Raw genomic sequence first — 22,255 nt, forward strand, 5'->3', positions numbered from 1 at the left:
CCGATCTTGCTCACAGCCAACAATGACTGTGAGCAAGAACGACTGACTGCCGACCACGAGTGCGCCGTTGTCGACAACCGAAGCATCATGAGACAAACTCAACGCATTGCTGTTAATCACAAGTTTTGCTCATGGAGCCTTCGGTGCTTGAAATCCGTCACCTGAAAACCTTGCACGCCCTGCGCGACGCGGACAGCCTGGTCGATGCCGCCGACCGCCTGCACCTGACGCAGTCGGCGTTATCGCATCAGTTCAAGGAACTCGAAGAGCGCCTGGGCATGGCGCTGTTTGTACGCAAAACCAAACCGGTGCGCTTCACCAGCGCCGGTTTGCGCCTGCTGCAACTGGCCGATGCGACCTTGCCGCTGCTGCGCGCAGCCGAGCGCGACATCGGCCGTCTGGCCGGTGGCACTGCCGGGCGCCTGCACATGGCGATCGAATGCCACAGTTGCTTTCAGTGGTTGATGCCAACCATCGACCAGTTCCGTGACGCCTGGCCTGAGGTTGAACTCGACCTCGCTTCGGGCTTCTCCTTCGCGCCGCTGCCGGCACTGGCCCGGGGCGATCTGGACCTGGTGGTGACGTCGGACCCGCTGGACATTGCCGGCATCACCTACGTGCCGCTGTTCACCTACGAAGCCATGCTCGCGGTGGCCAATCAGCATGCGCTGGCGAGCAAGCCGTACATCGTTCCGGAAGACTTGCTCAGCGAAACCCTGATCACCTATCCGGTGGAACGAGATCGTCTCGACATCTTCACGCGCTTTCTCGAACCGGCCGATATCGAACCGGCGCAGGTGCGCACTTCGGAACTGACGGTGATGATGATGCAACTGGTCGCCAGCGGCCGCGGTGTCTGCGGCATGCCGCACTGGGCGCTGCATGAATACAGTTCGCGCGGGTATGTGAAGGGCAAGCGACTTGGCGAGAAAGGCCTGTTTGCGACGCTGTATGCGGCGATTCGCACCGACATGCTTGATGCGCCGTATATGCGCGATTTCCTGCTGACGGCCAAGGACACCTCGTTCTCGACCCTGGACGGGGTCAGCGCGGTTCGTTGAAACTCAAACATTTCCACTGAATGCGTTGAGTGACCATTCGTCTTGAAACCACCCTCACCTGTCAGGTCTGACAGGTGACACATTTCTTCTGTCGCGTTCTGATGGTGCCTACCACGAACCGGTTCCGGCACCCTTAGCCCGAGGATAGAAGATGAACAGCACGCTCCATTCATCGCAGGCAAACGAAGCGCTGGCGCTTCTGCCCATGTTCATTCCAGGGTGGCGCACGCCCGTGCTACCGACAGGGGCATACCACGGCGGCATTCCCCTGAGCATTCATTCGCCGTCCACCAGCCTGTACATGGTCATTGATCCACCGAGGACGCTCGCTACCACATTGGCCGTTGACGACTCCGTGGAACTGTGGGCCAACGGCAAGCCGACCTCAGTGATCAAGAACATCAGGGAAGGCGAAGAGAATAACCGGATAAAAATGGAACTGCCCTGGGGATGGCTGGTAAACGGCGCCAACACGCTGTTTTACAGGGTGACCCGCCCCAGCGGAAACACCGATGACTCGACCCCGGTGCTGAACGTGCTGCTCCATCACCCGGCATGCGAAATCACTGTCAGTCATCCGCCCAGTGCCAGCCCGACACAGCCAGCCACGTTCACGCTTGCGCGCAATTACCCACGGCGATATGACGAGCTGAGCCTGACGGTCGGGGCCTGGAGCAAAACAATTGCCTATGTTCACCCCGCCAATCCGATCACCTACACCCTGACCACCGCTGAACTCCAGCAGATCGGCGACGGTACGCATCAGGTGAGCGCCCGAATCGTCGATCAGTTGGGGAACAGCCAAGTGTCGGCGACGAGTTCTATCGTCATCAATACAAGAACGGTGGAATGGGAGGACCACTACACATCACTGGCGGATAACTTGAACGGCTGGATTGAACATGCCGGCGCTCGCTCCGGATACATCCGCCGTTTCCCCATGAACAATCAATGGGTGACCGCGTTTTTCAACTTCACCGATGTCGGAACCGCGACCGGTTTTGCCGGGGCAGTGCTCTATCGCGATTTCACATTCATCCCCGGGCAGTACCGATTCACGTTTGAAGGCACTCATGTTGCCGACAGCCCCAGTCCGGAATTGATCAACCCCATCCTGTGCGCGGCGACCAGTCTGGCGACGGCGCCCGGTGACCGCCGTGAAGTGCCAAAAAATGGCATCTGGTACCTCTTTCTGAATGCCTTCACCATCACCGAACGGCAGGTGGCACGCCTGTACATCACCAACTCCCAGGATGGCAGCCATGGCAACGACTTCGGCATTCGAAACATTAAAGTCGTGCGACTGAACACCGAAGCGGGAGGACTCATGAGCGCGCCCGAGGCCGACCCCGAACTGCCGGTTTATACCGGGCCAGTGCCTTGTCCTGTTTACCCGGTCGATGAGGAATCGACTGTTTCGCCCCCGCGCTGATGCTCGCTGATCTCGCGCCACATGTGAATCTTGTCGAAATAATCTTCACCCACTCGCACCGCCAGCGGTTCGAGGCCGTACTGGATGAAGCCGCAGCGCTGGTAGAGGTTGAACGCGGCCGCATTGCCAGCGGTGACGGTCAATTGGATGAGTTTCAGCGCGCAATGGTTTCGCGCTTCGGCGAGGGCCGCCTGCACCAGCTCGAAGCCCAAACCGTGCTGGCGAAAGTCCGCCGACACATACATGCCAAACAACGTGGCTTTGTGTCGGGCCTTCTCGCGTGGCTCGAATGCTAGGCCGACTATTCCGGCCAACGTGCCGGCTTCGAACGCGCCGAGAACGACGTCGAGCTTGCTGGTCAGGCGCCCTTCCCACCAGCTCAACGGCATTACCGCGCGCTCGCGCACGCTTGAGGTGAACGCCTGCGGATGGCGGTCGTAGGCCTCGAGCATCAGTTCGCGATAAGCCAGCGCATGGCTGGCGTCCAGCCGTTCGATCCACATGTTCAGGCCGTCTTGCGCTGTTCAAGCATCAGGCGCACGGCCAGACCGCCGAGGACAAACCCCATCACATACCGTTGCAGCGACAGCCACGTCGGATTGCGCACAAACCACGCAGCAATGCCGGCGGCAAATAACGCGATCAGCAGATTGACGCTGAAACTGACGCTGATCTGGGTCAGGCCCAGAACGATGCTTTGCGCGAATACCGAGCCGTGTTCAGGACTGATGAACTGCGGAAACACCGAGAGATAGAACACCGCAATTTTTGGGTTAAGTGCACTGGTGAGAAAGCCCATGGTGATCAGTTTGCGCGTTGAATCCGCCGGCAGTTGCTGCGCCTCGAACGGCGAACGCGCGCCGGGCTTCACCGCTTGCCAGGCCAGCCACAGCAGGTACAGCGCGCCCGCCCACTTCAACACTTCATAGGCCATCGGCACGGCGAGAAACACCGCAGTCAAACCCGCCGCTGCCGCGAACATATGCACGAAAAACCCACCGACCACGCCCAGCAACGACGTCACACCGGCCCGGCGTCCCTGACAGATCGAACGCGAGATCAGGTAAATCATGTTCGGCCCCGGCGTCAGTACCATCAGCAAGGCAGCGGCGGCAAAAATCAGCAGGTCTTCAAGCGGGATCATGGCAAAGTCCCTTGCGTGGATGATCAGGCGAGTGCGCTCAGTGAACGGCGATAAAACGGCAGGATGTGTTCGCGTGTCAATGGCGCCAGTTCGACCGCAGGATCAGTGACTGGATCGACCCAGATGACTTCCTCGATTTCCGCCGCCGGGCAGACGTCAACTGCGATGGTCAGCTGAAAAATCTGTGCATACACGACAAACCCCGGCTCGTTGGCTGCCGGTGCGGAAAATTCGCCGAGGAACGTCGCTTGCGCGGGATTGATGTGCAGTCCGAGTTCTTCTTCCAGCTCACGCGCGAGGGTATGCACCGGTTCTTCGCCGGCTTCAATCTTTCCCCCCGGTTGCATGAACGCCGTGGTACCGCGCTTGCGCACCAGCAAGGTCTGCCCTTGCGGGTTGAGCAGCAGCGCAGCAGCGATACGGAGGGTGCGGGGCGAAGTGTCAGAAGTCAGCGGCATGAGGCGGAAAATCCCTGGGACAAAAACCCAAGGATCCCATGCCCGACCACCCGCCGTCATGCACCTCAGCCCTGTGCCTCGAGCGCGGCCACTGGCTCCTCGGGTTCTTTGACGAACACCCGGTACTTGCCACCTTCCATGGCTTCGAAGGCAATCAGCTTCTCGATCAACGGGCCGCTGAGCACCTTGCCAGCGTTGAGCAGGAGCATGCCGTTATCGGCATTGAGGTTACGCGCCAGAATCATCCCGGCGCTCAGTTCGCGGGTGCTCAACACTTTGACCTGCGGGTCGATCAGGGCGACGTCATTGAGCAATGTCACACAGACCTCGATGAACGCCTCGACCAGCTCCGGATCGTACAGGCGGCCGCTGTATTGACGCAGGTACAGCAGCGCTTCGTCGTTGTTCATCTGCCGTTCGAGAATCAAGCCGCGTTGCAGTTCGACGAAGTCCACCGCCAGCTTCAGCAATCGTGAACCGAACGGAATCGCCTCGCCCTTGAGCCGGTCGGGAAAACCACTGCCGTCCCAATGCTCCTGATGATGCAGGATCAGCCGCGCGGCATCTTTCATCGGATCAAGGGTCATCAGCAGCGATTCGCTCTGCTTCGGATAGCCGCGATAGCGCTCGCGCTCTGCCGAGTGCAGCAGGTCCGACGGCGTGACCATCATCGAATCCGGCCAGCTCAGTTTGCCGATGTTGTACAACGCTGCGGCCATGGTCAGGTCGCGACTCGACGCTTCGTCCAGGCCATGGACCTTGCTGTAGCCGCGCACCAGCTCGATGATCTGCCGGTTGGTCTGTTTGGCGGGCGGCAAGCGCAGGTTCGCCAGCAGTGAAAACACCTCGGTGCCGGTGACATAGCTGCGTTTGAGTTCTTCGTATGCCAGATCGAGCATGTCGGCGGTCTGCTGCAGCTCGGCGGTACGCGCCGCGACGTGTTTCTCCAGTGAAGTATTGAGCTGTTTGAGCTGAACATTCTGCGCCCGGGCCAGACGTTCCAGGCGCTGCCGCTCACGCTCCGAATGTTGATGCTCCAGCGCCTGGCGCAGGATCAGCAGCAACTCTTCATCGTTCCACGGTTTGCTGATGTAACGGTGGATCTGCCCGTCATTGATCGCCTTGATAATGGCGCTCGGGTCGGCATAACCGGTAAGCATGATGCGCAGAGCCCCCGGATGACGTTCGCGCACCTGCGCCAGCAACGTCGCGCCGTCCATGCCGGGCATGCGCGCATCGCTCATCACCAGGTCCACCGGTTGCTGCGCCAGCAGATCCAGCGCCTGGGCACCGCTGGTGGCCAGCAGAACATCATAGGGCTGACCGCGTAACAAGCGGCGCAGACTGTTGAGAATGGATTCTTCGTCGTCGACCAGCAGCACCTTCGGTCGCTGACTCGGTGTGGGCGTGGTTGGCTCTTCCATGGCAAGGCCTCAAGCAAAACAGTGGACATGAACGATGCGCAGCACACCCCCCGGTGTCGCGGCGCCTGCTTCAAGGCTAGATGATTTTTTACACTTTCACGCAAAACTTCTGCCGGCGCTCGCAGGCAAAATGGCGAGGCGCCAACTACGCTCAATCGAGTAAACGACTGCGGTCGTCGAACAGATCCAGGACGAGGGCAAGGATGTTCCCGATGACAACAGCGTGTGTATCGCGAGCAATTCCAACGCTCAGGGCCCGGCCTCACTTGGCCGATGTCGGGGGGCACTGGCGATGAAGACACCCTTCGCACAAACCAATCGACGCATCCTGATCATCGATGACACACCGGCGATTCACGATGACTTTCGCAAGATCCTCGCGCCGCGCGCTCAGGACGAAGTCGAGTTGCAGCAGCTGGAGCAAACGCTGTTTGGCGATGCGCAAGCACCGCATCTGACCTTCGAGCTCGATTCGGCCTATCAGGGCCAGGACGCCCTCACCCTGGTCGAGCGCGCGCTGCACGCAGGCAATCCGTATGCGCTGGCCTTCATCGACATGCGCATGCCGCCCGGCTGGGATGGCCTGGAAACCATCGAACAATTGTGGCGGGTCGATCCCAACCTGCAAATCGCTTTGTGCACGGCATTCAGCGATTACAGCTGGGAAGCGATGGCCGAGCGGCTGGAATTCGGCGATCAATTGCTGATCCTGAAAAAGCCCTTCGACAGCCTGGAAATCCGCCAGATGGCCAATGCACTGACCTGGAAGTGGCAGCTCGCTCAGGATGCGGCGCTGAAGATGCTCAGCCTGGAGCGCACGATCGAGGCCCGGGTTCACGAACTGCTCAAGGTTTCGCACCTGTTGCAATACGACTCGCTCACCGGGCTGCCCAACAGCACCCTGCTCGGCGATCGTTTGACCCAGGCACTGGCGAACTGCCGCCGGCATGACAAACAACTGGTGGTGATGTTTCTCGGTCTGGACCGCTTCAAGCGCATCAACAATGCGCTGGGACACCCGGCCGGTGACGAAATGCTCAAGCGCACCGGCCAGCAGCTGTGCGCGTGCGTTCGCGACTCGGACTCGGTGTTTCGCTACGGCGCCGACGAGTTCGTGGTGCTCCTCGGCGACATCCATCATCCCCAGCAAATCCACGGCATCGCCGAGAAACTGCTCACGGCCATTCGCCAACCGCAGACCATTGCCGGCCACGAGATCAGCGTGACCGCCAGCCTGGGCATGAGCCTTTATCCCGAGGACGGGCTGGAGGCCATCGAACTGATCAAGAAAGCCGAAACCGCGATGCACAACGTCAAGGAGCACGGCCCCGGTTCCAGCGCCTTCTTCATCGAAGCCATGAACCAGCGCGCCCGTGAACAGCACAGCATCGAATCCGGCCTGCGCCGCGCCCTGCAGCAGCACGAATTCGTCCTCCACTATCAACCGAAAATCGATCTGCGCAGTACTGCCGTGGTCGGCGCCGAAGCGCTGGTGCGCTGGCAGAAGCCCGGGCAGACGCTGATCTATCCGGGCGAATTCATTGCCGTGGCCGAAGACAGCGGACTGATCGTGCCACTGAGTCAGTGGGTGCTCGCCGAAGCCTGCCGCCAGGCGCGCGCATGGCAACGGGCCGGGCTGCCGCCGCTCAGCCTGTCGGTGAATATTTCGCCAATTGATTTTCGTCAGCCTGACTTCGTTGCGAGCATCGAGCGAGTGCTGGAGCAGTCCGGGCTGGCCGCGCAGATTCTCGAACTGGAGATAACCGAAGGCGTATTGATGCAGAACGTCGAGGCGACGATGACCGCGCTCAATCGTTTGAAAGCGCTGGGCGTGCGGCTGGCCATTGATGATTTCGGCACCGGCTATTCGAGCCTGAGTTACCTGCGTCGGTTTCCCATCGATGTGCTAAAGATCGATCAGTCATTCATTCGCGGCTTGAGCTGCGACAGCAACGATGCCGCCCTCGTCGATGCGATCATCAGCCTGGGCAGGAGTCTGGGTCTCAAGGTCATTGCCGAAGGCATCGAGACGGCCGAGCAACTGGCATTTCTCAAGGATCACCATTGCGAAGAAGGCCAGGGTTATTATTTCAGCCAGGCACTGCCGGCGGCGGCATTCGCCCAATGGCTCGCTCAGGGAAAAAGCGCCCCATGCAGTCACTGAGCCGCCTGTCGAAAGGCCTGTGGCGGTGCGTTTGGGCACTGCTGCTGTGCCTGTGCGCTGGCAGCGCTACGGCCGAACCGTTGAACGAGCCGCTCAAACCCTTGCCCACCGCGACACGCCAGAGCCCGGAGCGCGTGGCCCTTGGCCGGCAGCTGTTCCATGATCCCCGGCTATCGGTCAATAACACCCTGTCCTGCGCCAGTTGCCATCAACTGGACAAGAACGGTGCCGACAACCGCGCGCTGTCGTTGGGGTTCGACGGCCTGCCGGTGGCGGTCAATACACCCACGGTGTTCAACGCCAGCCTCAACTTTCGGCAGTTCTGGGACGGTCGCGTCGAGACGCTCGAAGAGCAGACTGATGTGGTCATCACCAGCCCGCATGAAATGGGCAGTGACTGGGCCACCGTTGTAAAACGCATCGGCGAGGACGCTGATTACCCGCGCAAGTTTGCCGCGATCTACCCGGACGGCGTCACCAGGACCAATATCCAGCGGGCGCTGGCGGCTTTCGAACGCACCTTGTTGACCCCCGGTTCACGCTTCGATCAGTACCTGCTGGGCGACACCGCCGCCATTAGCTACGAAGAGAAACAAGGCTATCAGCGCTTCAAGGAATACGGCTGCATCGCCTGTCATCAGGGGGTGAACATCGGCGGCAACATGTTCCAGAAATTCGGTGTGTTTGGCGATTACGTTGCCGATCGCGGCCAGGCAACCAAGGCCGATCAGGGGCGCTTCAACGTCACCGGTGAGGAAGCTGATCGGTCGGTGTTCAAGGTGCCCAGCCTGCGCAACGTCGCCCTGACTGCGCCGTACTTTCACGACGGCTCGGCGGCGACCCTCGAGCGGGCGGTGGACGTCATGTTTCAGTATCAATTGGGGCGCATGCCGAGCGCCGAAGACAAAAGCCTGATCGTGCTGTTTCTCAAGACCCTGAGCGGCCAATGGGAGGGCAAGCCATGATGGACGTTTCGCGGCGCCGCAGCCTGCTGATGCTGACGCTGATCGCCTCGGTACTGGCCTCCGTTCTGCTGTTTCTGTACATCAAGTCCAGTTCCGACCAGACCGTGATGTATACCGAATCGCGGGATCTGATCCGGCAGATCAAACAACAGGATTCGCTGTGGGAAAACGAAATCCTCAAGGCCAGGGTGGCGATTTCTCACAACTACGACCCACTGGTCTCACCGCTCAATGCCATCAACCAGCTCTGGGAACGCTTCGACGCTATCGAGTCCGGCTTCGGACGCAACCACGGAGCGCAATGGAATCAGGCGCACAGCGATTTTCTGCAGGCCATCAAAGAGAAAACCCGCCTGGTCGAGCAGTTCAAATCGCACAACGCCCTGTTGCGCAACTCCCTGGCGTTCCTGCCCACCGCCGAGGACGATATCCAGCAGCAACTGGCCAACCTGCCCGACTTCGACAAACTGCAGTTGCAGAACACCACCACCGACACCTACGACCTGCTGCTCAGTGCACTGGAATACGCCCAGGTCACCAGCGCCGAGCGCGCCGCTGAAATCGATCTGGGGCTGAACAAACTGGCGGTGAATGCGCAACGGTTGCCGCAGGAATTCCAGGCACCGATCAGGATTCTCAGTAATCACATCGCGCTGATCGGGCGAGAACAGCCGGTGGTCAATCAGTTGCTCGAAAGCATCGAAGCCATTCCCGTGGCCGAACGCCTGGACACCATCACCACCCTGCTCGATCGCGACCAGCAGCGAGCCGAGAAAATCGATCGGCAATATCATTTCTACATGCTGCTGTTTTCCGTGCTGCTGGTGTTGTCACTGGTGGTCCTGGCCATTCGCCTGATCGGCAGTTTTTCCGAAATCAACCGGGTCAATGCGGCGCTGCAAACCGCCAACGATGTACTGGAGCAACGGGTCGAGGAACGCACCCGCGAACTGAAGAATGCGCAAAGCGAACTGCTCGATGCCGCACGGCAGGCCGGCATGGCGGAAATCGCCACCAACGTTTTGCACAACGTGGGCAACGTGCTCAACAGCGTCAACATTTCTGCCGACCTGATCGCGCGCAAGTTACGTAACAGCAAGACTCAGGGCCTGGGCAAGGCCATGCAACTGATCAACGAACACCCCGACGATCTCGGCGTATTCCTGCAAGAAGATGCCAAAGGCAAATTGCTCCCCGGCTACCTCAACCAACTGGTCGGCGCCATTGCCCAGGAACAGCAGGAAATGACCGACGAGTTGACGCAAATGAGCAAAAGCGTCGACCACATCAAGGACATCGTTGCCACCCAGCAATCCTATGCCGGCGCCAGCAGCATGACCGAGCCGCTGTTTATCGACGAACTGCTCGAAGACGCCTTGCGCATGAACGCCGGCGCACTGACCCGCCATCACGTCACGGTGGTCAGGGACTACGGTGACGTGCCGCAAGTGATGGGCGACAAACACCGGCTGCTGCTGATCCTGGTCAACCTCATCAGTAACGCCAAGTACGCAATGTCGGACCTGAGCAATCGTCCGCGCACCATGACTCTGGCAGTGAAGACCGTCGATGACAGCTTTTTGCAGATCAGCGTCAAGGACGACGGCGAGGGCATCGCCGCCGAGAACATGACGCGGATCTTTGCCCACGGCTTCACCACCCGCAAGGAAGGCCACGGCTTTGGCCTGCACAGCTGCGCTCTGGCCGCGATCGAGATGAATGGCCATCTCAGCGCGCATAGCGACGGGCCGGGCAAAGGCGCGCTGTTTACCTTGCAGATACCGCTGATCACCGTAACGGAGCACGCATGAGCGAACTGTCGAACCGGCGCATTCTGTTGATCGACGATATGCCGTCGATTCATGAAGATTTTCGCAAGATTCTCACCCCCGCGACGGTGCAGTCAGCGGAGCTGGACGAGATGGAGGCCGCGCTGTTCGGCGCGCAGACCCGGCCCCAGCGACCACTGCTGGAGCTGGATTCGGCCTACGGTGGTGAGGAAGGGCTGGGCAAACTGATCCAGGCTCTGCAAGAGCAGCGTCCGTACGCACTGGCCTTTGTCGACATGCGCATGCCTGACGGCTGGGACGGGGCGAAAACCATCGAACACCTCTGGCAGCACGATCCGCAGTTACAGGTTGTGGTCTGCACCGCCTATTCGGATTATTCCTGGGACGAACTGCTCGACCGCCTGCAGGCGCACGACCGATTGCTGATCCTGAAAAAGCCCTTCGACAATATCGAAGTGCAGCAGATGGCCAACACCCTGCTGACCAAGTGGCAGATGACCGAAAAGGCTTCATTGCAAATGCACCATCTGGAGCATCTGGTTGACCAGCGCACCGTGCAGTTCAAACAGGCCAGCGAAGCCCTGCAACGGGAAATCGACGAACGCAAGCAGCTCGAAGGGCAACTGGTGCAGTCGGAAAAACTCGCTTCACTGGGGCAACTGGCGGCGGGTGTCGCCCACGAAATCAACAACCCGATCGGTTTCATATCCTCCAATCTCGGCTCCCTCGACGGCTATTTCAAACAGTTGCTGTCGCTGCTGGAGGCCTACCAGAGCTGTGCGCCACACCTTGACAGCGAATCGGCCGCCAGACTGCAGCGCCTGCGTGAAGAGGCTGAGCTGGATTTTCTCCTTGAGGACATTCCGCTGCTGATTCGCGAGTCCAAGGAAGGCATCGGCCGGGTCGGCCAGATCGTCAAAGACCTGAAAGACTTTTCCCGCGTCGATAATAATCAGCAATGGCAGTGGGCCAATCTGCAGCAAGGGATCGAGTCGACCCTGAACATCGTCGCCAGCGAACTGAAATACAAGGCCGACGTGATCAAGGATTATCAGCCGCTACCGGACATCGAATGCCTGCCGTCGCAGATCAATCAGGTGATCATGAACCTGGTGGTCAACGCGGCTCAGGCCATGGGGCCGGAGCGCGGCACCATCACCTTGCGCACCGGCCTGCAGCAAGACATGGCCTGGGTCGAGGTGGCCGACACCGGGTCGGGCATCGCCCCGGATACGCTGCAGAAAATCTTCGATCCGTTCTTCACCACCAAACCGGTCGGTCAGGGCACCGGGCTTGGCCTGTCGCTGTCTTACGGCATCGTCAAAAAACATGGCGGGGACATTCAGGTGCGCAGCGAACTGGGCGTGGGCACGACGTTCCGTGTCGAGCTGCCCATGCGCCAGAACCGCCCGGCCGCATGAGGCAGAATCAGCTCGCTTCCTGAAAATCCAGCTCCGGCGGCTGGCGACGGAAACCGCCCGTAAGCACGGCCAGGTACACCACGCCAATCGCCAGCCAGCTCAGGCCCAGGTAGACCGCGAGGTGATCGAGGCTGACCATCAGCCAGACATCGGCAACCAGTCCGATAAGCGGGAAGAGCAAAAACAGCACGAGTTCACGCAGCCCCTTTTTCTCGCCGCCGATCCAGTAATGAAAAATCACCGACAGGTTGACCAGGCTGAACGCCAGAAACGCGCCGAAGTTGATGAACGAAGTCGAGGTGGTCACGTCGAGCTTCAGCGCCAGCAACGCCACTGCGGCACACAGCAGGATGCTGTTGACCGGTGTACCGAAGCGCGCATGCAGCGTGCCGAAAAACGCTTTCGGCAGCACCCCGTCGCGGCCCATGGCAAACAGCAGGCGCGAGCCGCTGGCTTGCGCCGCCAGCCCCGACGCGAACTGGCCGACGATCAGACCGATGAGGAAGATCGACACGAACAGGTCGCCACCAATATTGCGCGCAATTTCATAAGCCGCCGAGTCGACACTGTCGAACTGGAACGACGGATGCGCCCTCTGCACGAAGTATGAGACGCCGATAAAGATCACCCCGCCAATCAAGGTAATCAGCATGATTGCCCGCGGAATGGTGCGACGCGGGTCGCGGGTTTCTTCGGTCAGGGTGCTGACCGCATCGAAACCGAGAAACGAATAACAGGCGATCGCCGCACCGCTCATGATCAACGGCATTTGCAGGTCGCCATTGAAGAACGGCTCGATTGACCACAACGAGGTACTTGCATCGCCGCCGATGTAATGCACGCACAGCGCGACGAACGCGATCAGCACCAGAAACTGCACCAGCATCAGCACAGCGTTGACGCCATTGGCCAGTTTCAGGCCGACGATGTTGATCGCACTGGTGACACCGATAAACGCCAGCACCCACAGCCATTGCGGGATCGACGGGAACGCCGAGGCCAGATACGCCGCGCCGATCAACCAGATCGCCATCGGCAGAAACAGGTAATCGAGCAACACTGCCCAACCGGCAATGAAACCGAGCTTGGGGCTGATCGCCTTGCGCACGTAGCTGTAGGCGGAACCGGCGACCGGGAATGCAGCGGCCATGCGCCCGTAACTCATCGCGGTGAAAAACATTGCCACGAGCGCGGCCAGATAAGCCGCCGGAACGAGTCCTGCGGTGGTCTGGGCGAGGATGCCGAAGGTGCCGAGGACGATGATCGGTGTCATATAGGCGATGCCGAACAGCACCACCGACCCCAGTGAAAGGGTGCGTTGCAAACGAGCCATGGGCGACTTACTCCGAATTATTGGTTTTATGGCAGAGCCGGGTGCGGCGAAGTTTTTTCGGGGGTGTTTTTGTGTTGTGGTGTGGCTTGAGTCAGGTTCGGCTTGAGATCTTTTCCCCCTCACCCCAGCCCTCCCGAAACGTCGGACCGCCCCCAAGGGGGTGAGGGGGAAAGGGAGCTGATCTGCGTGAATTTCAAATCCTCTGTTCAACTCGGTCTTTCACGTCGGCGCATCTCGAACCAACAACTCGGTCGGTCCCCTCTCCCCCCGGGCGGTCCGACGTTTCGGGAGGGTTAGGGTGAGGGCAGCGGTTATCTGCGTGGAATCAACAATTCGCGAACACCATCGCCGCGCTCCAGCACCTCCCCCGGCAACTTCAAACGCTGGTCATCCAGATAGCGGTAATCCCTGCGCGCAATCTGCAACTGCGCAAAATCCAGCTCGACACTGAACTGCCCTTGCTCACGCCCGGCCTCGAACAAAAGCGTCCCCAGCGGATCGACCAGCGCGCTGCCGCCGGCGAAAACCAGTCCGTCATCCCCGGTCTCGACGCGATTGACCATCAGCGCAAACGCCTGATTCTCCTGGGCGCGGGCCATGATCGCGGTGCGGTGGGTCGGGCCGTACGGGTCCATGTTGCCGTTGGTCACGATCAACAGGTCGGCGCCCAGTTGCGCCAAGGCTCGGGCCGACTCCGGGAATTCGATGTCGTAGCAGATCAGCAGACCGACGCGTACGCCGTTCCACACGCAGGTCGTGTAACGGTCGCCGGGCTCGAACACACCGCGATCCGAGGCCCATAGATGGGTCTTGCGGTATTTCAGAGCGATGCCTTCAGGGGTGAGCAACAGCGTGGTGTTGTAGAAGCGACCGTTGTCGTTCTCGGCCATGCCGATTACCACGGCGATATTGCGTTCGCGCGCCGCCGCCAGCACGGCGCTGACGCTCGGGCCGTCGACGGGTTCGGCGATTTGCGCCACGGTCTCGCTGTTCGGGAAGCCCATCAGGTGGGTTTCCGGAAACACCAGCAATTGCGTGTCAGCCGCGCACGCCGCGATGGCTGCCAAGGCACGTTGCAGGTTGTACGCCGTGTCGTTGTCACGGCCCGCCAGTTGGGCGAGTTCGACTTTCATGAGTGTTCCTTGTTATCGCACCGGATGCGGAAAGATTGCCCGGCCTCTGTCTGTGGGCCAGTATGCGCAGCAAGCAACCGGCCAGGGAATTACGCGGCTGGGGTAACCCGATAGGGGTAGATCGATGACACTTTCGCTGGATGACATCACCTGGCACCGCGCTGTCGGGCAACTGATCGATGCGCTCGACAAGCCGAATTTCTGGGCGCAACTGGTGCGTCTGCTCGAGCAGTACGTGCCGTTCGATAGCTGGGTGGCGTTGCTGTTCAGTGCTGATCAGCGCCCGCAAGTCTTCGCTGAAAGCCCCGGCGAAGACGGCAGCCCCGATCCGTTGTTTCAGGATTATCTGCGCGGCCTGTACCTGCTCGACCCGTTTTACATCGCCTGCCGCGAGCAATCGCGCACCGGCCTGTATCGCCTCTCGGAAGTAGCGCCGGAGCATTTCGAACTGACCGAGTATTACCAGCGATACTTTCGTCTGAATGTGGTCGCCGATGAAATCCAGTTCAATTGCCAGCTCGAAGGCGAGCGCACCTTGTGCCTGTCGCTGGGCAGTGAAAAACCTTTCACTGGGCAACAGATCGCCTTGCTGTCTTTGATTCAACCCTGGGTGCTGGGCCTGTTGCGCCAGCGCCTGCCGTACGAAATCAACGAAACCGTCGCCCTCGCTGCCGCGCCGGCGCCTGCCGACTGGCGGGTGCAACTGGAAGCCTCGGTGCAACAACTCAAAGGCGCGCAACTGACGGCTCGCGAGCTGGATGTCGGGCGCTTGATGCTCAGCGGTTGCTCCAGTAAAGAAATCGCCCGCAAGCTGGAAATCTCCGTGGAAACCGTGAAAGTCCATAAGAAACACATGTACAGCAAGCTCGGGATCAAGTCCCAGTCCGAGCTGTTTTCGATTTTTCTTCAAGCACAGAACGCCTGATCTTTGGCAATTTTTTGCTCTCTGTGGGAGCGAGCCTGCTCGCGAAGAGGCCATCACATCCGACATTCATGTTGGCTGATCCACCGTCTTCGCGAGCAGGCTCGCTCCCACCAGTATTTGTACCACTGCACATCATTTGAGTCCGAACCCAAGGAAACCGTATGAGCCTGTCACTGCTGAGCCGCTACGCCTTCTTTGCCGTCTGCGTGGTGTTCACCCTCGCCAGCCTGCCCTTTCTGCAACATGACTGGCTGTGGCCGATCACCGCTGTCACCGGCGTTTTGAGTCTGATCGGTCTGTTCGATCTGCTGCAGAGCCCTCACGCGGTGCGGCGCAATTATCCGATTCTGGGCAACATCCGTTATCTGGTCGAAGGCATCCGCCCGGAGATTCGCCAGTACCTGCTGGAATCCGACAGCGATGCCCTGCCCTTTTCCCGCGCCCAGCGTTCGCTGGTGTATTCGCGGGCGAAAAACGAAACTGCCGACAAACCGTTCGGCACGCTGATCGACGTCTACCAATCGGGTTTCGAGTTCATTGGCCATTCGATGCGTCCGGCGCCGCTGAGCGACCCGAGCGGTTTCCGCGTCATCGTCGGCGGCCCGCAATGCAGCCAGCCGTATTCGGCCTCGGTGTTCAATATCTCGGCAATGAGTTTCGGCTCACTCAGCGCCAACGCGATTCGCGCGCTGAACCAGGGCGCGAAACTCGGCAACTTCGCCCATGACACCGGTGAAGGCAGCATCAGCCCATATCACCGCGAACACGGCGGCGATCTGACCTGGGAATTGGGCAGCGGCTACTTCGGCTGCCGCACCAGCGACGGCCGTTTCGACCCGGAGCGCTTTGCCGTGCAGGCGCAGAACCCGCAAGTGCGGATGATCGAAATCAAGATGAGCCAGGGCGCCAAACCCGGTCACGGCGGCATCCTGCCCAAGCACAAGGTCACCCGGGAAATCGCTGAAACCCGTGGCATCCTGATGGGCGAAGATTGTGTCTCGCCGTCGCGCCACAGCGCGTTTTCCACGCCGCTGGAAATGATGCATTTCATCCAGCAACTGCGTGAACTGTCCGGCGGCAAACCGGTGGGCTTCAAGTTCTGCCTCGGCCATCCATGGGAATTCATGGGCATCGCCAAAGCCATGCTCGAAACCGGAATTCTTCCGGATTTCATCGTCGTTGACGGCAAGGAAGGCGGCACCGGCGCCGCGCCCGTGGAGTTCACCGACCACATCGGCGTGCCGCTGCGCGAAGGCCTGCTGTTCGTCCACAACACCTTGGTTGGCCTGAACCTGCGCGACAAGATCAAACTCGGCGCCAGCGGCAAGATTGTCAGCGCCTTCGACATCGCCAGCGTACTGGCCATCGGCGCCGACTGGGCCAACGCCGCGCGCGGCTTCATGTTCGCCATCGGCTGCATCCAGTCGCAAAGCTGCCACACCAACAAATGCCCGACCGGCGTCGCCACCCAGGACGCGCTGCGCCAGCGCGCACTGGTGGTGCCGGACAAGGCCCAGCGCGTGTTCAACTTCCACCGCAACACGCTCAAAGCGCTGGCGGAAATGCTCGCCGCCGCAGGGCTTGAGCACCCGTCGCAACTGTCGGCCAAGCACCTGGTGCGACGCATGTCGGCGACCGAGATCAAGCTGTTCTCGCAGTTGCACGTGTTTTTGAAACCGGGGGAATTGCTTACTGGGGAAGTGAACGGCGAGTTCTATTCGCGGATGTGGCAGATGGCGCGGGCGGACAGTTTTGAGCCGCAGGAAGTGGCCGCTGCCTGAAACACAGCGGGCGTACAGCAATGTACGCCCGCTTTGCGACTGGCTATTGATTCAAGAAGCCGAGCGCGCCGAGCCCTGCGCTACCTCGGTCGGCTGCAACTTGAACACGTAAAACAACACCGTCAGCAGAACCAGAAACGCCGGCCCCACATACAGCGCCACGCGCGTATCCGGGAAGTACGCCATCAGGCCGACTACCAGCACCAGAAACGCCAGCGCAAAGTAAGAGCTGACCGGGTACAGCCACATCCTGTACTTGAGGCCGGCACGTTCGCTGGCGCTCAGGCCTTTGCGGAATTTCAGCTGGGCCAGCAGGATCATCACCCAGGTCCAGATCGCACCGAAGGTCGCAATCGAGGTGACCCAGACGAAGACTTTTTCTGGCACCAGATAGTTGAGCATTACGCCCAGCAGCAACACCGCAATCGACAGCAGCAGCGCGCGACGTGGCACGCCATTGTTCGATGTCCTGGCAAAACCGGCCGGGGCCTGGCCGTTCTGCGCCAGGCTGTAGAGCATGCGCCCGGTGCTGAAGATGCCGCCGTTGCACGACGACAGCGCGGCGGTGATCACCACGAAGTTGATGATGCCGGCGGCGGTCTTGATGCCCAGACGCTCAAACGTCATCACGAACGGACTGCCTTGAGTGCCGATTTCGTTCCACGGGTAGATCGACAGGATCACGAACAACGCGCCGACGTAGAACAGCAGAATCCGCCAGAACACCGAGCCGATCGCATCGGGAATGGTTTTTTGCGGGTTCTTCGCTTCGCCCGCGGTGAGGCCGATCATCTCCACACCGAGGTAGGCGAACATGACCATTTGCAACGACATCAGCACACCGGTCACGCCGTTGGGCATGAAACCGCCATGCGCCCACAGGTTGGAAATGCCCAGCGCCACGCCATCGTTACCAAAGCCGAACGCGATGATGCCGACGCCGCCGATGACCATCGCAATGATCGTGACGATCTTGATCAGGGCGAACCAGAACTCGAACTCGCCGAAAGCCTTGACTGCAATCAGGTTGATCGAGCCCATGCTGATCAGCGCGGCCAGCGCCCAGATCCAGCGCGGCACATCGGGAAACCAGATGCCCATGTACACCGCCACCGCGGTGATTTCCGCCACGCACGTCACCAGCCACAGGAACCAGTAGTTCCAGCCGGTGAGGAAACCGGCCAGCGGGCCAAGATAGTCCTGAGCGTAGCGACTGAACGAACCGGCCACCGGGTTATGCACCGCCATCTCGCCGAGGGCGCGCATGATCACCAGAATCGCCAGACCGCCAAGAATGTAGGAAAGCATGATTGCCGGGCCGGCCATTTCAATGGCCTTGGCCGAACCGAGGAACAGGCCGACGCCGATACAGGCACCAAGCGCCATCAGGCGGATATGCCGTTCGCCGAGTTCACGTTTGAGCGGACCGCCCTGAGCGGTGTCGCCGTGCGGCAGAGAATTGCCAACTGGCATAGGGGTACAACCTCGTCTTGTTATTGGGTATGACCACCGGGTTTCGAAGCGTCGACCGATAGGCCTTGGCTGGGCAGGAAACCGCGTCGGCTTCGTGGGCAGACGCGTCTTGCAGGGCAACCTGAAAGATCAGCGGGACGTCAGTATAAAAACCTTGCTGCAGGTCTTTTCACTCTAAAAAACACGGGATTCAGCGAGAATTGTCGCATTAAGCCGATAGATCGATCCGATCAACTGGCCGCATAGGAAAACTCGCCAATCTCTAACGGCACCGAGTATTGCACGGCAGTGGTGCATCGTCATGCCCGGATTTCGCCGTCAGGTGTGCGCTGACCGCTCTATTGCGGTGCTCTTACGTCTACGGCAACGCCGCCGCTGCGTCACCCCGTGAAGGAGGCAAGCAGCGGCGAACTTGCGCGCCATGGCACTGAAAAGGCGACAGCGCTTTATGGAGTAATCCGCAGCGCCCCACCCGCCACATTTTCTTCGCCAGCGCCAACCACCGTCTAAGCTTCAGACAAGTCCGATCAATCTGCGTGTATGGATCAATCGACTATGGGCGCTTTATGGCAAACCGATTCGAGTAAAACCGTGGTTCCGACTGAACGTATGGATGAAGCGCCTGTACCTGAAAAACCCCGTCGCAATCGGCATGGGTGGAAGGCTTTCTGGTTGTTGCTGCTGATCATCGCGATCGTGGTGGGGCTGGCTGCATCCAAAGAAATGCGCACCTCGCGCTTTCAGTCGCGCGAACTCAGCCAATACGCCGCCTCGCTGACGTACAAACTGGAACCGGGGCCGAGCGAAGCGATTCGATATCCGGGCAACGGGCCGTTCGATCTGCGTTTGGGGTACAGCTCGCTGGATGAGTTTCTGCCGCGCTTGCTCAAGCGCAATTACGTGATTACCGAACAGACGCGGTTTTCCCCGGCCTTGCTCAGCTACACCGACAAAGGCCTGTTCGTGCCCTATTCGGAAAAGATTCAGGCCGGCCTGTCGATCACCGATTGCCGCGCGGCGCCGCTGTACCGCTACAACTATCCGCAGCAGCTGTATGCCGATTTCGCCGCCATCCCGCCGGTGGTGGTCAACAGCCTGCTGTACATCGAAAACCGCTTTCTGCTCGACCCGAAGCAACCGCTGGCCAACCCGGCAGTGGACTGGCCGCGTTTCGGCATGGCCGCGTGGTCGCAGGTGGCGAAGCTGTTGCGCCTGCCGGGGCAATCGGCCGGTGGCAGCACATTGGCGACGCAACTGGAAAAATATCGACACTCGCCGGAAGGTCTTACCGCATCAGGCGCGGAGAAACTGCGCCAGATGTTTTCCGCCAGCGTGCGCGCTTATCAAGACGGGCCGCAGACCTTGGGGGCACGGCAGAACATCGTGCGTGATTACCTCAACAGTGTGCCGCTGTCGGCGGTGCCAGGGCACGGCGAAGTGCATGGCATGGCTGAAGGCTTGCGGGTTTGGTACGGCAGCGATTTTGCCAAGGCCAACGAGCAACTGAACAGCCCGGCCACCGACCCGCAGACCATGGCTGCCAAAGGCCTGGCCCTGCGTGAAATGCTCTCGTTGATGATCGCCCAGCGCCGCCCTTCGTATTACCTGACCAAGGGCCGCGAGGATCTCGCCAGCCTGACCGACAGCCACCTGCGCCTGCTCAAACAGAACGGCGTGATCGACAGCGCACTCGCCGATGCCGCGCTGGCGAGCATCGTGTCGTACCGCGACTGGCAGACCCAACCGACGATTCAGCCGATCGAAACCAACAAGGGCATCAGTGCCGCCCGCAGTCGTCTGGCAAGCATGCTCAACCGGCCGCTGTACGACCTCGATCGCCTCGACCTGTCCGCCACCAGCACCCTGCAGGGCGACCTGCAAACCCAGGCCACCGCGTACCTGAAAAAACTCGCCGACCCGGCCTACGCCGCGGAAATCGGCCTGCTCGGCGAGCGCCTGCTGACGCCGACCAGCACCACGCAGGTGCGTTACAGCTTCACCCTGTTCGAGCTGACTGCGGACGGTTCCCGCGTGCGGGTGCAGACCGACAGCACCGACCAGCCTTTCGACATCAACGAAGGCAGCAAACTGGAACTCGGCTCAACGGCGAAAATGCGTGTACTCACCACCTACCTGCAAATCATCGCCGAGCTGCACGACAAGTACGCCGCGATGAGCGCAGCCGAGCTGAAGAAAGTCGAGGTGCCCGATCAGGACCGGCTGAGCCGCTGGGTCATCGATTATCTGATGCAGAATAAGGATCACGACCTGTCGAAGCTGCTCGCCGCCGCGCTGGATCGCAAATATTCAGCCAGCCCCGGCCAGGCGTTTTTCACCGGTGGCGGTTTGCATACCTTCCACAACTTTCGCAAAGAGGACAACGGCCGCCTGCCGACCCTGCGCGATTCACTTCGCGAATCGATCAACCTGCCGTTCATTCGGCTGATGCGCGACATCGTCCGTTACACCACCTACTCCGGGCCGAACGCCGAACTGCTCAAGGATGATCGCGACCCGCGTCGTCAGGAATACCTGGCCAGTTTCGCTGATCGTGAAGGCACTTCATTCCTGCTCAAGTTCTGGAAGAAGTACCGGAACAAGGACACCCAGGCGCGTCTCGACACTTTTCTCGACAGTATGCGCCCGACGCCGATCCGCATGGCCGCCGTGCATCGCTATCTGCTGCCCGAGGCCAGTCAGGAAGATTTCAACCGCTTTGTGCGCTCGCACCTCAAGGGCACCAAACTCAATGAAAAACTCACCGACGACCGCTTGATCCGCCTCTACGATGCCTATGGACCCGGCAGTTACGACCTGCCCGACCAGGGCTTTATCGCCAAAGTGCATCCGCTCGACCTGTGGATGATCGGCTACCTGCTGCACCACCCGGACGCCACCTTCAGCGAGATCGTCAAGGCCAGCCATTTCGAGCGCCAGGAAGTCTACAGCTGGCTGTTCAAGAGCCGGCACAAGGGCGCCCGCGACAGCCGCATCCGCACCATGCTGGAAATCGAAGCGTTTCTGGATATTCACCAGCGCTGGCAAAAAGTCGGCTATCCGTTCGATCACCTGGTGCCGTCACTGGCCACCGCCATCGGCAGTTCCGGCGACCGCCCAGCCGCCCTCGCCGAGTTGATCGGCACCATCCTCAACGACGGCGTGCGCATGCCGACACTGCGCATCGACAGCCTGCATTTCGCCGCCGGCACGCCCTACGAAACCAAAGTGGTCAACGACCCGTATGTCGGTAAACGGGTGATGCCCGTTGAGGTTGCCAGAGCCATGCGCGAGGCGCTGTCGCAGGTGGTCGATGCCGGTACGGCAAAACGTGTTTCCGGCAGTTTCAAACTGGCCGATGGCACGCCGCTGGCCATGGGTGGCAAAACCGGTACCGGAGACAACCGCATTGCGGCCATCGGCTCGGGCGGGCGCATCATCAGTTCGAAGTCGATCAACCGCACCGCGACCTTCGTGTTCTACATCGGCGACCATCATTTCGGCACCCTCACCGCGTTCGTGCCCGGGCGCTCGGCAGAGAACTTCAAGTTCACCTCGGCCCTGCCCACGCAGGTGCTCAAGGGCATGGCGCCGATCCTGACGCCGTATCTGCAACCGGGCAGCGCCTCGCAATGCCAGCCGACGCAGACCGCGAGCGTGGCGCTGAACGACACGCCGCGTCCTACAGCGAGGTAACAAATCGTGTCGGGGCATTCTGAATCAGGGTGAGGTTTTTTTCCGGCGGCGGGTGGTA

At 60.3% G+C, this 22,255-nt stretch carries 16 protein-coding genes; 9 read left to right on the forward strand and 7 right to left on the reverse strand.

The annotated features are described in order from the left end of the window. Positions 1 to 143: 143 nt before the first annotated feature. The gene (gene metR / locus BLU52_RS19200; protein ID WP_090285902.1) at positions 144 to 1,061 is read left to right on the forward strand and encodes a transcriptional regulator MetR; all 918 of its coding nucleotides are present in this window, start codon (positions 144 to 146) and stop codon (positions 1,059 to 1,061) included. 151 nt (positions 1,062 to 1,212) lie between these two features. Further along, positions 1,213 to 2,493: a hypothetical protein gene (locus tag BLU52_RS19205; RefSeq protein ID WP_090285903.1), complete on the forward strand. Its 1,281-nt coding sequence runs from the start codon at positions 1,213 to 1,215 to the stop codon at positions 2,491 to 2,493. On the opposite strand, the gene BLU52_RS19210 is transcribed toward BLU52_RS19205, so the two are convergent. The 4 genes from BLU52_RS19210 to BLU52_RS19225 form a co-directional block, all read right to left on the reverse strand. Beyond that, on the reverse strand, positions 2,451 to 2,996 hold the full coding sequence (locus tag BLU52_RS19210) for a GNAT family N-acetyltransferase (protein WP_090285905.1): 546 nt from the start codon (positions 2,994 to 2,996) through the stop codon (positions 2,451 to 2,453). The genes BLU52_RS19205 and BLU52_RS19210 overlap by 43 nt on opposite strands. Positions 2,997 to 2,998: 2 nt before the next feature. Continuing rightward, entirely contained in the window at positions 2,999 to 3,637 is a 639-nt protein-coding gene (locus BLU52_RS19215) for a LysE family translocator (protein WP_090285907.1), read from the reverse strand. Between the two features lie 23 nt (positions 3,638 to 3,660). Further along, positions 3,661 to 4,095: an NUDIX hydrolase gene (locus BLU52_RS19220; protein WP_090285909.1), complete on the reverse strand. Its 435-nt coding sequence runs from the start codon at positions 4,093 to 4,095 to the stop codon at positions 3,661 to 3,663. Positions 4,096 to 4,160: 65 nt separating this feature from the next. Continuing rightward, the gene (locus BLU52_RS19225; protein ID WP_090285911.1) at positions 4,161 to 5,519 is read right to left on the reverse strand and encodes an HD domain-containing phosphohydrolase; all 1,359 of its coding nucleotides are present in this window, start codon (positions 5,517 to 5,519) and stop codon (positions 4,161 to 4,163) included. A gap of 292 nt (positions 5,520 to 5,811) precedes the next feature. On the opposite strand from BLU52_RS19225, the gene BLU52_RS19230 reads away from it, so the two are divergent. Genes BLU52_RS19230 through BLU52_RS19245 form a run of 4 tightly spaced genes read left to right on the forward strand, consistent with a single transcriptional unit; the run spans position 5,812 to position 11,859 of the window. Next, complete coding sequence (locus tag BLU52_RS19230) at positions 5,812 to 7,683, forward strand: putative bifunctional diguanylate cyclase/phosphodiesterase (RefSeq protein ID WP_090285913.1); 1,872 nt, start codon at positions 5,812 to 5,814, stop codon at positions 7,681 to 7,683. Further along, a complete protein-coding gene (locus tag BLU52_RS19235; RefSeq protein WP_090285915.1) occupies positions 7,671 to 8,648 on the forward strand; it encodes a cytochrome-c peroxidase in 978 nt (325 codons plus the stop codon). The genes BLU52_RS19230 and BLU52_RS19235 overlap by 13 nt, the downstream gene beginning before the upstream one ends. Then, positions 8,645 to 10,459, forward strand: a complete 1,815-nt coding sequence (locus BLU52_RS19240; RefSeq protein ID WP_090285917.1) for a DAHL domain-containing protein — start codon at positions 8,645 to 8,647, stop codon at positions 10,457 to 10,459. The genes BLU52_RS19235 and BLU52_RS19240 overlap by 4 nt, the downstream gene beginning before the upstream one ends. Then, the gene (locus BLU52_RS19245; protein WP_090285919.1) at positions 10,456 to 11,859 is read left to right on the forward strand and encodes an ATP-binding protein; all 1,404 of its coding nucleotides are present in this window, start codon (positions 10,456 to 10,458) and stop codon (positions 11,857 to 11,859) included. Before BLU52_RS19240 ends, BLU52_RS19245 begins: the two co-directional genes overlap by 4 nt. A gap of 7 nt (positions 11,860 to 11,866) precedes the next feature. Here BLU52_RS19245 and BLU52_RS19250 read toward each other — a convergent pair whose 3' ends face one another. Together BLU52_RS19250 and BLU52_RS19255 are read right to left on the reverse strand one after the other, a co-directional pair. Continuing rightward, positions 11,867 to 13,192: an APC family permease gene (locus tag BLU52_RS19250; protein WP_090285921.1), complete on the reverse strand. Its 1,326-nt coding sequence runs from the start codon at positions 13,190 to 13,192 to the stop codon at positions 11,867 to 11,869. Between the two features lie 311 nt (positions 13,193 to 13,503). Further along, the gene (locus BLU52_RS19255; RefSeq protein ID WP_090285924.1) at positions 13,504 to 14,325 is read right to left on the reverse strand and encodes a carbon-nitrogen hydrolase family protein; all 822 of its coding nucleotides are present in this window, start codon (positions 14,323 to 14,325) and stop codon (positions 13,504 to 13,506) included. A 124-nt stretch (positions 14,326 to 14,449) separates the two neighbouring features. Here BLU52_RS19255 and BLU52_RS19260 point away from each other — a divergent pair, with 124 nt between their 5' ends. Continuing rightward, a complete protein-coding gene (locus BLU52_RS19260) occupies positions 14,450 to 15,250 on the forward strand; it encodes a helix-turn-helix transcriptional regulator (protein ID WP_090285926.1) in 801 nt (266 codons plus the stop codon). 161 nt (positions 15,251 to 15,411) lie between these two features. Then, positions 15,412 to 17,031 carry an FMN-binding glutamate synthase family protein gene (locus BLU52_RS19265; RefSeq protein WP_090285928.1) on the forward strand — a complete coding sequence of 540 codons (1,620 nt, stop codon included), beginning with the start codon at positions 15,412 to 15,414 and terminating at the stop codon, positions 17,029 to 17,031. A gap of 51 nt (positions 17,032 to 17,082) precedes the next feature. On the opposite strand, the gene BLU52_RS19270 is transcribed toward BLU52_RS19265, so the two are convergent. Further along, complete coding sequence (locus BLU52_RS19270) at positions 17,083 to 18,504, reverse strand: amino acid permease (RefSeq protein WP_090285930.1); 1,422 nt, start codon at positions 18,502 to 18,504, stop codon at positions 17,083 to 17,085. A 555-nt stretch (positions 18,505 to 19,059) separates the two neighbouring features. On the opposite strand from BLU52_RS19270, the gene BLU52_RS19275 reads away from it, so the two are divergent. Next, positions 19,060 to 22,197, forward strand: a complete 3,138-nt coding sequence (locus tag BLU52_RS19275) for a transglycosylase domain-containing protein (RefSeq protein ID WP_090285932.1) — start codon at positions 19,060 to 19,062, stop codon at positions 22,195 to 22,197. Positions 22,198 to 22,255 lie beyond the last annotated feature (58 nt).

Source organism: Pseudomonas granadensis, assembly GCF_900105485.1.
GTDB classification, from domain to species: Bacteria; Pseudomonadota; Gammaproteobacteria; order Pseudomonadales; family Pseudomonadaceae; genus Aquipseudomonas; species Aquipseudomonas granadensis.

What these genes read in the sequence shown, in the direction of transcription:
- BLU52_RS19205 (WP_090285903.1), top strand. Translation starts at nt 1,213, where the DNA reads ATGAACAGCACGCTCCATTCATCGCAGGCAAACGAAGCGCTGGCGCTT.
- BLU52_RS19210 (WP_090285905.1), bottom strand. Translation starts at nt 2,996, where the DNA reads ATGTGGATCGAACGGCTGGACGCCAGCCATGCGCTGGCTTATCGCGAA.
- BLU52_RS19215 (WP_090285907.1), bottom strand. Translation starts at nt 3,637, where the DNA reads ATGATCCCGCTTGAAGACCTGCTGATTTTTGCCGCCGCTGCCTTGCTG.
- BLU52_RS19220 (WP_090285909.1), bottom strand. Translation starts at nt 4,095, where the DNA reads ATGCCGCTGACTTCTGACACTTCGCCCCGCACCCTCCGTATCGCTGCT.
- BLU52_RS19225 (WP_090285911.1), bottom strand. Translation starts at nt 5,519, where the DNA reads ATGGAAGAGCCAACCACGCCCACACCGAGTCAGCGACCGAAGGTGCTG.
- BLU52_RS19230 (WP_090285913.1), top strand. Translation starts at nt 5,812, where the DNA reads ATGAAGACACCCTTCGCACAAACCAATCGACGCATCCTGATCATCGAT.
- BLU52_RS19235 (WP_090285915.1), top strand. Translation starts at nt 7,671, where the DNA reads ATGCAGTCACTGAGCCGCCTGTCGAAAGGCCTGTGGCGGTGCGTTTGG.
- BLU52_RS19240 (WP_090285917.1), top strand. Translation starts at nt 8,645, where the DNA reads ATGATGGACGTTTCGCGGCGCCGCAGCCTGCTGATGCTGACGCTGATC.
- BLU52_RS19245 (WP_090285919.1), top strand. Translation starts at nt 10,456, where the DNA reads ATGAGCGAACTGTCGAACCGGCGCATTCTGTTGATCGACGATATGCCG.
- BLU52_RS19250 (WP_090285921.1), bottom strand. Translation starts at nt 13,192, where the DNA reads ATGGCTCGTTTGCAACGCACCCTTTCACTGGGGTCGGTGGTGCTGTTC.
- BLU52_RS19255 (WP_090285924.1), bottom strand. Translation starts at nt 14,325, where the DNA reads ATGAAAGTCGAACTCGCCCAACTGGCGGGCCGTGACAACGACACGGCG.
- BLU52_RS19260 (WP_090285926.1), top strand. Translation starts at nt 14,450, where the DNA reads ATGACACTTTCGCTGGATGACATCACCTGGCACCGCGCTGTCGGGCAA.
- BLU52_RS19265 (WP_090285928.1), top strand. Translation starts at nt 15,412, where the DNA reads ATGAGCCTGTCACTGCTGAGCCGCTACGCCTTCTTTGCCGTCTGCGTG.
- BLU52_RS19270 (WP_090285930.1), bottom strand. Translation starts at nt 18,504, where the DNA reads ATGCCAGTTGGCAATTCTCTGCCGCACGGCGACACCGCTCAGGGCGGT.
- BLU52_RS19275 (WP_090285932.1), top strand. Translation starts at nt 19,060, where the DNA reads ATGGGCGCTTTATGGCAAACCGATTCGAGTAAAACCGTGGTTCCGACT.